Annotated in this window: 10 protein-coding genes; 4 read left to right on the forward strand and 6 right to left on the reverse strand. The window is 73.4% G+C overall.

What is annotated here, in order from left to right:
- Positions 1-10 precede the first annotated feature (10 nt).
- The 6 genes from ABT160_RS12475 to rsmI form a co-directional block, all read right to left on the reverse strand.
- Positions 11-907: a 4-(cytidine 5'-diphospho)-2-C-methyl-D-erythritol kinase gene (locus tag ABT160_RS12475; protein ID WP_351646735.1), complete on the reverse strand. Its 897-nt coding sequence runs from the start codon at positions 905-907 to the stop codon at positions 11-13.
- Positions 908-909: 2 nt separating this feature from the next.
- Positions 910-1,833, reverse strand: a complete 924-nt coding sequence (rsmA, locus tag ABT160_RS12480) for a 16S rRNA (adenine(1518)-N(6)/adenine(1519)-N(6))-dimethyltransferase RsmA (RefSeq protein ID WP_351646736.1) — start codon at positions 1,831-1,833, stop codon at positions 910-912.
- Entirely contained in the window at positions 1,830-3,176 is a 1,347-nt protein-coding gene (locus tag ABT160_RS12485) for a resuscitation-promoting factor (RefSeq protein ID WP_502984211.1), read from the reverse strand. The genes rsmA and ABT160_RS12485 overlap by 4 nt, the downstream gene beginning before the upstream one ends.
- Positions 3,177-3,300: 124 nt before the next feature.
- Complete coding sequence (locus ABT160_RS12490; RefSeq protein ID WP_351646738.1) at positions 3,301-4,170, reverse strand: TatD family hydrolase; 870 nt, start codon at positions 4,168-4,170, stop codon at positions 3,301-3,303.
- Positions 4,171-4,263: 93 nt separating this feature from the next.
- On the reverse strand, positions 4,264-4,695 hold the full coding sequence (locus ABT160_RS12495; protein ID WP_502984212.1) for a hypothetical protein: 432 nt from the start codon (positions 4,693-4,695) through the stop codon (positions 4,264-4,266).
- A gap of 128 nt (positions 4,696-4,823) precedes the next feature.
- On the reverse strand, positions 4,824-5,702 hold the full coding sequence (gene rsmI / locus ABT160_RS12500) for a 16S rRNA (cytidine(1402)-2'-O)-methyltransferase (protein WP_351646883.1): 879 nt from the start codon (positions 5,700-5,702) through the stop codon (positions 4,824-4,826).
- A gap of 72 nt (positions 5,703-5,774) precedes the next feature.
- Here rsmI and ABT160_RS12505 point away from each other — a divergent pair, with 72 nt between their 5' ends.
- The 4 genes from ABT160_RS12505 to ABT160_RS12520 all read left to right on the forward strand — a co-directional run bounded on the left by ABT160_RS12505 (position 5,775) and on the right by ABT160_RS12520 (position 13,377).
- Complete coding sequence (locus ABT160_RS12505) at positions 5,775-7,499, forward strand: dolichyl-phosphate-mannose--protein mannosyltransferase (RefSeq protein ID WP_351646739.1); 1,725 nt, start codon at positions 5,775-5,777, stop codon at positions 7,497-7,499.
- Positions 7,500-7,674: 175 nt separating this feature from the next.
- Entirely contained in the window at positions 7,675-9,312 is a 1,638-nt protein-coding gene (locus ABT160_RS12510; protein ID WP_351646740.1) for a penicillin-binding transpeptidase domain-containing protein, read from the forward strand.
- A gap of 97 nt (positions 9,313-9,409) precedes the next feature.
- On the forward strand, positions 9,410-11,218 hold the full coding sequence (locus ABT160_RS12515) for an ABC-F family ATP-binding cassette domain-containing protein (protein ID WP_351646741.1): 1,809 nt from the start codon (positions 9,410-9,412) through the stop codon (positions 11,216-11,218).
- Positions 11,219-11,475: 257 nt separating this feature from the next.
- On the forward strand, positions 11,476-13,377 hold the full coding sequence (locus ABT160_RS12520; protein WP_351646742.1) for an outer membrane protein assembly factor BamB family protein: 1,902 nt from the start codon (positions 11,476-11,478) through the stop codon (positions 13,375-13,377).
- Positions 13,378-13,379 lie beyond the last annotated feature (2 nt).

Consider the following 13,379-nt stretch of genomic DNA (forward strand, 5'->3'; position numbering starts at 1 on the left):
CCGCCCCGCCTCAGCGCGCGTTCACCACCCGCGCCCCCGGTGCCGGGGACGAGGCGACGCGGGCCGTGCGGCACAGGCCGGAGGTGCTGAGGGTCTCGGCGATCGAGCGGGCCGACTCCTCGTCCTTGGCCAGGAACGCCGTCGTCGGGCCCGAGCCGGAGACCAGGGAGGCCAGGGCGCCGGCCCGGGTGCCGGCCGTCAGGACGTCCGCCAGGGACGGGCGCAGGGAGACGGCGGCGGGCTGCAGGTCGTTGGTGAGGGTGGCGGCCAGGGCCGTGGCGTCGCCGGTGCGCAGGGCGTCGAGGAGCGCGGGGGAGGCCACCGGTTCGGGGGCCCGGGGGGTGAGGCGGTCGAACTCGGCGTACACCGCGGGCGTGGACAGGCCGCCGTCGGCGACCGCGAACACCCAGTGGAAGGTGCCCGCGACCGGCAGCTCGGTCAGCCGCTCGCCCCGGCCGGTGCCCAGCGCCGCGCCGCCGACCAGGCTGAACGGCACGTCGCTGCCCAGTTCGGCGCAGATGTCGAGGAGCTCGGCGCGCGGGGTGTCCAGGCCCCAGAGCGCGTCGCAGGCCAGCAGGGCGGCGGCCCCGTCGGCGCTGCCTCCCGCCATGCCGCCCGCCACCGGGATGTCCTTGGCGATGTGCAGGTGGACGTCGGGCGCCAGGCCCGCCCGCTCGGCCAGGGCGATCGCGGCGCGCGCGGCCAGGTTGGTGCGGTCCAGCGGCACCTGGTCGGCGCCGGGGCCCTCGCAGGTGACGCGCAGCGCGTCGGCGGGGGCCGCGGTGACCTCGTCGTACAGCGACACCGCGAGGAAGACGTTGGCCAGGTCGTGGAAGCCGTCGGGGCGCGCGCCGCCGACCGCGAGCTGGACGTTGACCTTGGCCGGGACCCGTACGGTCACGCTCACGCTCACTGTCCGGCCTCCGCGTCCTGAGCGGCCTCGTCCTGCCCGGCCTCGGCCTGCCCGGCCTCGGCGATGCGGGCGAACTCCTCCACCGTCAGCGCCTCGCCGCGCGCCTGCGGCGAGATCCCGGCGGCCACCAGCGCCCGCTCGGCCGCCGCCGCCGATCCGGCCCAGCCGGCCAGCGCGGCGCGCAGCGTCTTGCGGCGCTGGGCGAACGCGGCGTCGACGACGGCGAAGACCTGCGCCTTGGTGGCGGTGGTCTCCACCGGCTTCTCGCGGCGCACCAGCGAGACGAGCCCGGAGTCGACGTTGGGGGCGGGCCAGAAGACGTTGCGGCCGATGGAGCCGGCCCGCTTGACGTCCGCGTACCAGTTGGCCTTGACCGAGGGCACCCCGTAGACCTTGTTGCCGGGCCGGGCGGCGAGCCGGTCGGCGACCTCGGCCTGGACCATGACGAGGGTGCGCTCGATGGTCGGGAAGCGGTCGAGCATGTGCAGCAGCACGGGCACGGCCACGTTGTACGGCAGGTTGGCGACCAGCGCGGTCGGCGCGGGCCCGGGCAGCTCCCTGACCACCATCGCGTCGGAGTGCACCAGCGCGAACCGGTCGGCGCGCGCGGGCATCCGGGCCTCGATGGTGGCGGGCAGCGCGGCGGCGAGCACCTCGTCGATCTCGACGGCGGTGACCCGGTCGGCGGCCTCCAGGAGGGCGAGGGTCAGCGAGCCGAGGCCGGGACCGACCTCCACGACCACGTCGTCGGGCCTCACCTCGGCCGTGCGCACGATGCGGCGGACGGTGTTGGCGTCGATCACGAAGTTCTGGCCGCGCTGCTTGGTCGGGCGTACGCCGAGGGCCGCGGCGAGCTCGCGGATGTCGGCGGGTCCGAGCAGCGCGTCTGCTCCGTCGGCGGGGTTGGTGGTGCTGGTCACCGGTACAGCCTACGGCCGCAGTGCGGCCACGGACTCGACCCCCGCTGCACGTAGAGCTTCTTCGCCCGGAACGTCTGCTCCCCGGAGGTGGCGTTCTGGGCGACGCCACTGCCTCCCAGCGCCCGCCAGGTGCCCGGATCGAACTGGTACAGGCCGCCGTAGGTGCCCGAGGGGTCGACGGCGCCGGGGCGGCCGCCGGACTCGCAGTGGGCCAGGGCGCCCCAGTCCAGGCCGTCGGCCCCGGCGACCGAGGACGGCAGCGGTTTGGTGCCGACCTTGACGAGCCGGTCGACCGGCTCCCGTACGACCTCCTCGGCGATCTTCTTGGGCTTCTGCTTGACGCCGTCGATCACGCGCAGGGCGTACGTGACGCGGCGGGCGCCCTGCTCGCCCTGGCGGACCACCACCTCGGTGCCGGAGAACAGCGAGTCGTCCTTCGCCTTCTCGGTCTCGAAGGGGATGGGCTCCTCGCGGACCTCCTTGGTGCCGGTGATCCGCATGACGTTCACGGTCTGCCCGTCGCGCGGGAAGCTGCCGGGCGGCACCGAGGTGGTGTCCTGGCCGCCGAGGCTGATCCCGGCCTGCTCGACGGCCTCGCGCACGGTGGCGGCGTTGGTGCGGATGGTGCGCTCGCGGCCGTCGGCGAGGAAGGTCACCGTGCGCTCGGTGCGCACCTCCATCTCCAGGCCCTCGCGGGTGATCTCCAGGGAGCGGGAGGCGGACAGGTAGGCGCCCTCGGCGCGCACCCCGAGCTGGCGCAGGGCGCCGTCGACGGTGCGGGCGGTGGTCCACACCTGGCGGCGGCGGCCGTCCAGGGTGAGGGTGACGGGGCGGCCGTAGCGGACGACGATCTCGTCGCCGCTGGCCAGGGTGCGGCCGGGGGCGGGCGCCACGATGTCGTGGTCGCCGACGGCCAGGCCCTCGTCGGCGAGGAGCTCGCCGACGTCGTCGGCGAAGGTGTGCAGGGTGCGCGGGGCCCCGTCCACGGTGAGCTGCACGGCCTTGTCGTGGGCGATGAAGGCGCTGGTGCCGCCCGCGAGGAACGCCACGACCAGGGCCTGCGGCACCAGTTTGCGCAGCCCGTCGGGCCCCTGGGAGGCCTTGCGGCGGCGGGCGGCCCGGCGGGCCTGGGCGCGGCCCCCGGTCTGCTGGCGGGGCAGCCGGGGCTCGACCGGTTCGGGCGCGGGGGCGCCCAGCGGTTCGCGGGTGTCGACCGTGGCGGTCGGGGCGTACGAGAAGCCCTGGTCGGAGGGGTACGCGGAGGCGGGCGCGGGCACCTCGGCGATCCTGGCGGCCCGGCGCCCGCCGCGTTCGGCTCGGTGACTGCCCTGCGAGGTGCTCACGAGGCCGGGACCCTAGCGCCAGTGACGGTCACTCTCCAAAGCGACTCGGTCACGGAATGTTTCCGTTTTCGCCCGGTGATCGAAATGCACCGGATGCGCCGCCCCCGTCACCCGTGCGCCGGGGTCAGTAGTCGAAGGCGCGTGCGGTGTTGGCCGCCAGTGCGGTGCACAGGGTGTCCTCGTCGACGCCGCGCACGGCGGCCATGGCCCGGACCGTGACCGGGACGAGGTACGGGGCGTTGGGCCGTCCGCGGAAGGGCGCGGGCGTGAGGAAGGGCGCGTCGGTCTCCACGAGCACCAGCTCGGCCGGGGCGACGGCGAGGGCGTCGCGCAGCGGCTGGGCGTTCTTGAAGGTCATGTTCCCGGCGAAGGACATGTAGTAGCCGTTGTCCGCGCAGGTCCGGGCCATCTCGGCGTCGCCGGAGTAGCAGTGGAAGACGGTCCGCTCGGGGGCGCCCGCGTCCTTCAGGACCCGCAGCACGTCGGCGTGGGCGTCGCGGTCGTGGATCACCAGCGCTTTGCCGTGCCGCTTGGCGATCTCGATGTGGGCCCGGAAGGAGCGCTCCTGGGCGGCCATGCCCTCGGGGCCGGTGCGGAAGTGGTCGAGGCCGGTCTCGCCGACGGCCTTGACCTGGTCGAGGGCGGCGAGGCGGTCGATCTCGGCGAGGGCCTCGTCCAGGGCGGCGTCGCCGCCGGCCTGCCGGGCGCCCTGGCGGGACCAGCCGTCGGGGTCGCCGTGCACGATGCGCGGCGCCTCGTTGGGGTGCAGGGCGACGGCCGCGTGGACGGCCTCGTGGGCGGCGGCGGTCTCGGCGGCCCAGCGCGAGCCCTTCAGGTCGCAGCCGACCTGGACCAGCGTGGTCACGCCGACGGAGGCGGCCTTGGCGAGCGCCTCCTCGACGGTGCCGGACTGCATGTCGAGGTGGGTGTGCGAGTCGGCGACCGGGACCCTGAGCGGTTCCGGGAGCGGGGGCGGGGCGTCCTTCGAGGTCATGCGCACGATCGTACGAGGGACGCCCCGCGGCCCGCCGGGGGCCGCGTCCCGGCCGCCGCTCCCGGCGGCGTCACGCGGGGCCCTGCCGGCGGCCTACCCGGCGTCCCGGTGGTCGTCGCGGTGGTGGAAGGGGTGGAGCAGGTCCGAAAGGTGCCAGTGGTGCGTCCGCGGCGCTTTTTCGTCGCCTTCGGCACCTTCTTTCTTTTCCGCCGCCTTTTTCGCGTGTGCGCGGGCCATCAGGTTCTGCACAGAAGAGACCTGACCCGCTCGCATGATGCGTACGACATGACCGCCGCAATTCATGCAGGTCGGGCTGGACAGCGGGGAGGGCACCCGCTCGCCATTCGCCTTGTAGACACAGAATGCGTGACCGTGGTTGTCGGTGTGGTGCTCGATCTCGTAGGCCTGCTCCCAGCCGTACCCGCAACGCATGCAGGCGAAGGCGTAGGCCTCGTGGGCAACCGGTGCGCCCGGGTCGGGCACGACGGGGGAACCTGTGATCGGGGTGCCTGTGATCTCACTCATGCCAGCTCCTCTCCACTGAACCAGTGGACGCCTTTTCCGGCCGGAGCGCATCAGCGGCTGCCGATTAATGGAGCGGTCTTGGGCCTTCCCATGCAGAAAGACCCGGCGCCAGGTCTGCGCTTTGCATTTCAGCGCGGCGCTTTACCGTTCGCGGGCGCCGGGCGATCCGCATTCTTTGCCGCCACCACCGCATCGAACACCTCGCGCTTGGGAAGCCCGGCTTCCGCGGCGACCGCCGCGATGGCCTCCTTGCGCCGCTCCCCCGCCTCCTCGCGCACCCGCACCCTGCGCACCAGCTCCTCGGCGTCCAGGTCGCCCGGGGCGGCCTCGGGGGCGCCGGAGACGACCACGGTGATCTCGCCGCGCACGCCCTCGGCCGCCCAGGCCGCGAGCTCGCCCAGCGGCCCGCGCTTGACCTCCTCGTACGTCTTGGTCAGCTCCCGGCACACCGCCGCGCGGCGGTCCGCGCCGAACACCTCGGCCATCGCGGCCAGCGTGTCGTCCAGGCGGTGCGGGGCCTCGAAGTAGACCAGCGTGCGCCGCTCGTCGGCGACCTCGCGCAGCTTGCCCAGCCGCTCGCCCGCCTTGCGCGGCAGGAAGCCCTCGAAGCAGAACCGGTCCACCGGCAGCCCCGAGAGCGCCAGCGCGGTCAGCACCGCGGACGGCCCCGGCACCGCGGTCACCCGGATGTCGCGCTCCACGGCCGCGGCCACCAGGCGGTAGCCCGGGTCGGAGACCGACGGCATGCCCGCGTCGGTGACCAGCAGCACCCGCTGGCCCTCCGCTAGGGCCTCGACCAGCTCGGGCGTGCGCGCGGTCTCGTTGCCCTCGAAGTACGACACGACCCGCCCCCGGGTCTGCACGCCGAGCGCCTGGGTCAGCCGGCGCAGCCGCCGGGTGTCCTCCGCGGCGACCACGTCGGCGGCCTCCAGCTCGGCCGCCAGCCGCGGCGGGGCGTCGGCCGTGTCGCCGATCGGGGTTCCTGCGAGTACGAGCGTTCCGGTCACCGTTCCAGTCACATGACCATCCTCCCAGCCCGGACGGGCGACTCGCACAGGTGCTTTCCCTACGATGGCGCGGTGACCAGTACCGCGCCCGAAGCCGTCCACGGCCAAGACGCCCCCGACCAGCAGCCCGGCTGGCCCCAGCGGCTGCGCCGCTTCGGCTACGCGCCCGGAGCCGCCACCGGCCTGCGCGAGCGCCTGGTGCCCCCGTACACGCGGCCCTCGCCGCGCGTGTGGGCGGTGCTGGGTGTGCGCGAGGCCGCCGCCGAGCGTGCCGAACGGGTGCTCGCCTGGGCGGGCCCGCTGCTGGTGGCGCTGGTCGCGGGGGTGCTCAGGTTCTGGCACCTGGGCAGCCCCAAGGCGGTGATATTCGACGAGACGTACTACGCCAAGGACGCCTGGGCGCTGGTCAGGCAGGGGTACGAGGGCGCCTGGCCCAAGGACATCGACAAGTCGATCCTGGCCGACCCCGGCGCGGTGCCGGTGCCCACCGAGGCCGGGTACGTGGTGCACCCGCCGGTCGGCAAGTGGGTGATCGGCCTGGGCGAACAGCTCTTCGGGTTCGACCCGTTCGGCTGGCGCTTCATGACGGCCCTGCTCGGCACCCTGTCGGTGCTGATGCTCTGCCGGATCGGGCGGCGGCTGTTCCGCTCCACGTTCCTGGGCTGCCTGGCGGGCGCGCTGCTCGCGGTGGACGGGCTGCACTTCGTGATGAGCCGCACCGCGCTGCTCGACCTGGTCCTGATGTTCTTCGTGCTCGCCGCGTTCGGCGCGCTGCTCCTGGACCGCGACTGGTCCCGCCGCAGGCTCGCCGCCGCGCTCCCGGAGGACGAGGAGGGGGTGCTGCGGCCGGACGCGCGGGTCGCCGAGGACCTCCGGCTGGGCTGGCGCCCCTGGCGGATCGCGGCGGGGCTGCTGCTGGGCCTGGCCTGCGGGACCAAGTGGAACGGCCTGTACATCCTGGCCGCGTTCTGCGTGATGGCCGTGCTGTGGGACGTGGGCGCCCGGCGGACGGCCGGCGCGGTCCAGCCCTACCGGGCGGTGCTGCGGCGCGACCTGCTCCCGGCGTTCGTCTCCACGGTGCCGCTGGCGATCGCCACGTACGTCGCCACCTGGACCGGCTGGATCGTCACCAGCGGCGGCTACTACCGGGACTGGGCGGAGAAGGACGGCCGGGGCAGCTCCTGGTCGTGGCTCTTCCCCGACTGGTGGCGCAGCCTGTGGCACTACGAGAACCAGGTGTACGAGTTCCACGTCAATCTGACCTCGGGGCACACCTACCAGTCCAACCCGTGGAGCTGGATCGTCCTGGGCCGCCCCGTCTCGTACTTCTACGAGGACCCCGCGCCCGGCACCGACGGCTGTCCGGCGGACGCCACCGAGAAGTGCGCCCGCGAGGTCCTGGCGATCGGCACGCCGGTGCTGTGGTGGGCCGCGTGCTTCGCGCTGCTGTACGTGCTGTGGCGCTGGGTCTTCAAGCGCGACTGGCGGGCGGGCGCCATCGCCTGCGGCGTCGCGGCGGGCTGGGCGCCCTGGTTCCTGTACCAGGAGCGCACGATCTTCCTGTTCTACGCGGTCGTGTTCGTGCCGTTCCTGTGCCTGGCGGTGGCGTTGATGATCGGCGCGCTCCTCGGGCCGCCCGGCTCGGACGAGCGGCGGCGCACCATCGGGGCGGTCGGCGCGGGCGTGCTGGTGCTGCTGGTCGTGTGGAACTTCATCTACTTCTGGCCGATCTACACCGGCACCTCGATCCCGATGGACGAGTGGCGCGGACGGATGTGGCTGGACACCTGGGTGTGAGGCGGCGAGCCGTGCCGCGCGGGGGCTTCCCGTACGGCATTCCGTACGGCATTCCGTTCGGATAACGACCGCCACCCGTGTCCCCTCCGTCGCGTAGAGTCCCTCCCGTATCCCGCTTGAACGTGTTCAAGTCCAAGCGGGCACGGGGACGTACGGGGACGAGGGGGAAGCGCGGATGCGCAGTGGAGTGAAGGTCGCGATAGCGGGTGGGGTGTTCGCGGTCGTCGCGGGCGGCGTGGGCTACGGGGCCTACAACCTGTGGGACGACGTGACCGGGTCCGGGGGGACCTCGAACAAGAACGCCGTCGCCGAGCGGACCTCGGGACCGATCACGCCCGAGGAGGTCGACGCCACCGCCAAGGGCTTCTTCGCCGCCTGGGCCAAGGGCGACTCCGAGGCCGCCGCGCAGCTGACCAACAACGCCACCGCCGCGGGGCCGCTGCTCGCCGGGTACCGCGAGCAGGCCCGCATCGGCTCCGTGAAGATCACCCCGGGCACGGCCACCGGCGCGAAGCTGCCGTTCACCGTGAACGCCGTCGTCACCGCGGACGGCGCCAGCAAGCCGCTCAGCTACGCCACCGCGCTGACCGTGGTGCGCGGCAAGACCACCGGGCGCCCGCTGGTGGACTGGCAGCCGGCCGTGCTGCACCCGCAGCTGAAGGCGGGCGAGCACCTGAGCACCACCTCCTCGGGCGCCCCGCAGATCAAGGCCCTGGACCACGACGGCGTCGAGCTGACCGCCGAGAAGTACCCCTCCCTGGGCAACGTCATCGACCAGCTGCGCAAGAAGTACGGCGCCGAGGCGGGCGGCAAGCCCGGGGTGGAGCTCGTCGCGGAGGGCGGCACCGGCAACGAGCCCGCCCGCACGCTGCTCACCCTCACCAAGGGCACGCCCGCGGTGATCCGCACGACCCTGGACGCGGGCGTGCAGGCGGCCGCGGAGAAGGCCGTGAAGAGCTACGCGCAGGGGTCGGTCGTCGCGATCAAGCCCAGCACCGGCGAGATCAGGGCCGTCGCCAACAACCCCGCCTCCGGCTACAACACCGCGATGCTCGGCGCCCAGGCCCCCGGCTCCACCATGAAGATCGTGACGGCCGCGATGATGCTGGACCACGGCCTGGTCAACGGCCCCGACAGCAAGGTGGAGTGCCCGGCGACGGTCGACTGGATGGGCCGCACCTTCCACAACCTGGACGACTTCTCGATCGGCGGCGCCACGCTGCGGGACGCCTTCCGCCGCTCCTGCAACACCGCCTTCATCAAGCCGGTCAAGCCGCTGGGCGAGAAGGCCGACAGCGCGCTGGGCGAGACCGCGCGCACGTACTTCGGCATCGGCGCGGTGTGGACCACCGGGATCGCCTCGGCCGACGCCAGCGTCCCCGCCTCCTCCGGCACCGAGACCGCCGCCTCCTACATCGGCCAGGGCCGCATCACCATGAGCCCGCTCGCGATCGCCTCGATCACGGCCACCGCCAAGAGCGGCGCGTTCAAGCAGCCGGTCATCGTCCCGCGCGACAAGGTGGGCGGCGAGCTCGCCACCGCGCGCCCGCTGCCCGCGCAGATCGCCGCCACCCTGCGCGGCCTGATGGCCGCCACCGCGACCGGCAGCGGCACCGGCGCCCGCGCCATGGCCTCGGTCAGCGGCGACAAGGGCGCCAAGACGGGCTCCGCCGAGGTGGACGGCCAGGGCTCGTCCAACAGCTGGTTCACCGGCTACGCGGGCGACCTCGCGGCCGCGGCGGTCGTCCAGTCCGGCGGCCACGGCGGCGACGCGGCGGGCCCGGTGGTGGCCCGGGTGCTGAACGCGCGCTGAGGCGGGTGGTGGGGGGCAGGCCCCGCACTCCGCCCGTACGGTCCCGTCCCCCGGACCAGTAACCTGGGGGGTCGGTTCTTTCCGAGTCTGGAGCGCAATGGCAGTCAATCTGGTCAACGTCGAGAGCGTCAGCAAGGTCTACGGCACGCGCGCCCTGCTCGACGGGGTGTCCCTCGGGGTCTCCGAGGGCGACCGGATCGGTGTCGTGGGGCGCAACGGCGACGGCAAGACCACCCTCGTCCGGATGCTGGCCAAGCTGGAGGAAGCCGACACCGGGCGCGTCACGCACAGCGGCGGGCTGCGGCTCGGGGTGCTCACCCAGCACGACTCCCTCGACCCGGAAGCCACCGTGCGGCACGAGGTCATCGGGGACCTCGCCGACCACGAGTGGGCCGGCGACGCCAAGATCCGCGACGTGCTCACCGGGCTGTTCGGCGGGCTCGACCTGCCCGGCTTCCCGCAGGGCCTGGACACCGTCATCGGGCCGCTCTCCGGCGGCGAGCGGCGGCGCATCGCGCTGGCCCAGCTGCTGATCGCCGAGCAGGACCTGATCGTCCTGGACGAGCCGACCAACCACCTGGACGTGGAGGGCATCGCCTGGCTCGCCGGGCACCTGCAGGTCCGCCGCTCGGCGCTCGTCTGCGTCACCCACGACCGCTGGTTCCTCGACCAGGTCTGCACCCGCATGTGGGACGTCCAGCGCGGTGACGTCTTCGAGTACGAGGGCGGCTACTCCGACTACGTCTTCGCCCGCGCCGAGCGCGAGCGCATCGCGGCGACGGAGGAGGTCAAGCGGCAGAACCTGGTCCGCAAGGAGCTGGCCTGGCTGCGCCGCGGCGCCCCCGCCCGCACCTCCAAGCCGCGCTACCGCATCGAGGCGGCCAACGAGCTGATCGCCGACGTGCCGCCGCCGCGCGACGCCAGCGAGCTGATGAAGTTCGCCTCCGCGCGGCTCGGCAAGACGGTCTTCGACCTGGAGGACGTGACCGTCCAGGCCGGGCCCAAGGTGCTGCTCAAGCACCTGACCTGGCAGCTGGGCCCCGGCGACCGGATCGGCCTGGTCGGCGTCAACGGCGCGGGCAAGACCTCGCTGCTGCGGGCCCTCGCCGAGGCGGAGCGCACCCAGGGCGAGGAGCAGCCGGCCGCCGGGAAGGTCGTGGTCGGCAAGACCGTGCGGCTCGCCTACCTGTCCCAGGACGTCACCGAACTGCCGCCCACGCTGCGGGTCCTGGAGGCCGTGCAGCAGATCCGCGACCGGGTCGACCTGGGCAAGGGCCGGGAGATGACCGCGGGGCAGCTGTGCGAGCAGTTCGGCTTCGGCAAGGAGAAGCAGTGGACGCCGGTCGGCGACCTCTCCGGCGGTGAGCGCCGCAGGCTCCAGCTGCTGCGGCTGCTGATGGACGAGCCGAACGTGCTCTTCCTCGACGAGCCCACCAACGACCTCGACATCGAGACCCTCACCCAGCTGGAGGACCTGCTCGACGGCTGGCCCGGCTCGATGGTGGTCATCTCCCACGACCGGTTCTTCCTGGAGCGCACCACCGACCGCACCTTCGCGCTGCTCGGCGACGCCACGCTGCGGATGCTGCCGCGCGGCATCGACGAGTACCTGGAGCGGCGCCGCGCGATGACCGAGGCCGCCGCGCCCGCCCCGGCGCCCGTGCCCGCCGCGGCCGCCGCACCGGGCAGGTCGGCCGGCGACCTGCGCGCCGCCAAGAAGGAGCTCCAGAAGATCGAGCGGCAGCTGGACAAGATCTCCGCCAAGGAGGCCACGCTGCACACGCAGATCGCCGACAACGCCACGAACTTCGAGAAGGTGGCCAAACTGGACGCGGAGCTCAGGGAACTCGCGGGGGAGCGCGAGGACTTGGAGATGCGCTGGCTGGAACTCGCCGAGGACGCCTAGCCGTAGCCCCCTCCGGGTGAGGCGTGGCGAAGTCGTGGAGAGCCGATAACGGAGCCGTCACAGGCCGGTCCGCCCTTGGGTACAGGGGCGGACCGGCCCCGTTTCGGGCCCGGATCGGGTGATAGAAAGAAGCCCCGCTCGACTCACGCATCACTGCGGAATCCATGTCCGAATCGCTCCTTTCCGGCCGTACGCGCAGGCCGGAATCGCGGGGGAGGCCGGTCGGGCAGCGGACCCGCGCTAAGGGGGAATGGCTGATGACTCAGCCGCCCAGCCAGCAACCGCCGCAGGGGGGCTTCGGCGCGCCGCAGGACCCGCCGCCGCAGCCGGGACAGCCGCCGCAGGCGCCGCCCGTCCCGCCGGCCGCACCCCCGGCCCCGCCCGCCGCGCAGCCGGGCTACGGCCACCCCCAGCCCCCGGCCCAGCCGCCCGCCCCGCCCCAGGGCCCGCCCCCGGCCCAGCCCGGTTACGGCTACCCGGCGGGCGACCAGCCCGGCGGCGCGCAGCCCGGCTACGGCTACCCCGCGGGCGCGCAGCCCGGTTACGGCTACCCCCAGGCCCCCGGCCAGCCCGGCCCGTACGGGCATCAGCCGACCGTCCCGATGGGCCAGGCCCCCGGACCGTACGGCCAGCCCAACCCCTACGGGGGCCACCCGGCGCCGCCGCAGTACCCCGGCGCGCCCACCCCTCCGGGCGGCGGCGGGAACCCCTTCAAGGGCAAGCCCGGCGTGATCGTGGCGGCCGCGGCGGCGGCCCTGCTGGTGGTCGGCGGCGGCGTGTGGTTCGCCGTCAGCGGCGACGACGGCAAGGACCCCAAGCCGCAGGCGGGCAGCAGCCAGGACGCCAAGCCGACCGGCTCCGCCGAGGTCGACAAGGGCGACGGCAACGGCGAGGGCCGCGCCGGGAACGACGACCTCAACGCCGGGCGCAAGGCCGGTGAGTCCAAGGTCGAGTGGCTGATGAAGAACGACGTCGACCTGCCGCGCAACGGCTCCAGCGTGTACGGGCCGTGGGTGGTGGGCGACACCGTCGTCAAGGGCATGTACAAGACGCTCAACGGCTACTCCACGGCCGACGGCAAGCAGAAGTGGAGCGTGCCGCTGCCCACCGAGCTGTGCGCCGCGCCCGTCGCGCCCAGCGCGAGCGGCTCCCTGGTCCTCGGCTACCACGACAAGCCGGGCGACAAGGGCAAGTGCACCATGCTCCAGCAGGTCGACCTCAAGACCGGCAAGCCCGGCTGGAAGGCCCAGGTCCCCAAGGCCAACGGCTTCTTCCAGCTGTCCGAGATCACCCTGGCCATCAGCGGCGGCACGGTGACCGCGGCCGGCACCAACAACTCGTACGGCTTCTCCATGACCGACGGCAAGCAGCTGTGGGGCAAGCGCCCCAGCGGCCAGTGCCAGCCGTACGCGTTCGCGGGCGGCCCGAAGCTCATCGCCGCCGCCAGCTGCTCCACCGGCGGTGACTACAACAAGGAGCAGCACGAGGTCAGCGAGGTCGACCCGGCGACCGGCAAGGTCAAGTGGGCGTACAAGATGCCGCCCAACGTCGAGGTCGACAAGATCTACTCGGTCAGCCCGCTGATCGTCTCCGGCATCAAGCGCGACTCCGCGAACAACAAGCAGTGGAGCATCATCGCGCTGACCGACGGCGGCAAGCTGCGCTCCCAGCTGGCGGGCGGCAAGGACAAGTTCGCGCCGCGCTGCGGCGGCTCCTTCGTGGTCCTCGGACAGAACCTCCAGGACTGCACCGGGATGGCCGCCGACGCCAACACCTTCTACCTCGCCACCGACTCCGGCTCGGTCAGCACCGCCAACGCCGTGGTCGCCTTCGACCTGAACACCGGCAAGCCCAAGTGGCGCGCCGCCGCGCCCGCCGAGCGCACCATGGCGCCGGTGCGCACGGACGGCGGCAACGTCCTGGTCTACCTCCAGCCGCGCTACGACAAGGGCGGTGTGCTCGCCACGCTCGCGCCGACCGGCGGCGCGCCGAAGACGCTGCTGCAGAACCCGGCCTCGACCGCCGAGATCGAGAACTCCTTCTACAGCCCGCGGTACGTGTACGACAACGGGACCTTCTACGTGGCCAGCGGCCGGGTGAGCGCGTCGAACGACGCGGAGGAGAAGGAGACCAAGACGATGATGGCGTTCGGGAAGTAGGA

Source organism: Streptomyces sp. NPDC001941, assembly GCF_040296945.1.
Lineage (GTDB): Bacteria > Actinomycetota > Actinomycetes > Streptomycetales > Streptomycetaceae > Streptomyces.

Excerpts from the sequence above, each read along its gene's own strand:
- ABT160_RS12490 (WP_351646738.1), bottom strand. The coding sequence starts at position 4,170 with ATGACCTCGAAGGACGCCCCGCCCCCGCTCCCGGAACCGCTCAGGGTC.
- ABT160_RS12495 (WP_502984212.1), bottom strand. The coding sequence starts at position 4,695 with ATGAGTGAGATCACAGGCACCCCGATCACAGGTTCCCCCGTCGTGCCC.
- ABT160_RS12510 (WP_351646740.1), top strand. The coding sequence starts at position 7,675 with ATGCGCAGTGGAGTGAAGGTCGCGATAGCGGGTGGGGTGTTCGCGGTC.
- ABT160_RS12515 (WP_351646741.1), top strand. The coding sequence starts at position 9,410 with ATGGCAGTCAATCTGGTCAACGTCGAGAGCGTCAGCAAGGTCTACGGC.
- ABT160_RS12520 (WP_351646742.1), top strand. The coding sequence starts at position 11,476 with ATGACTCAGCCGCCCAGCCAGCAACCGCCGCAGGGGGGCTTCGGCGCG.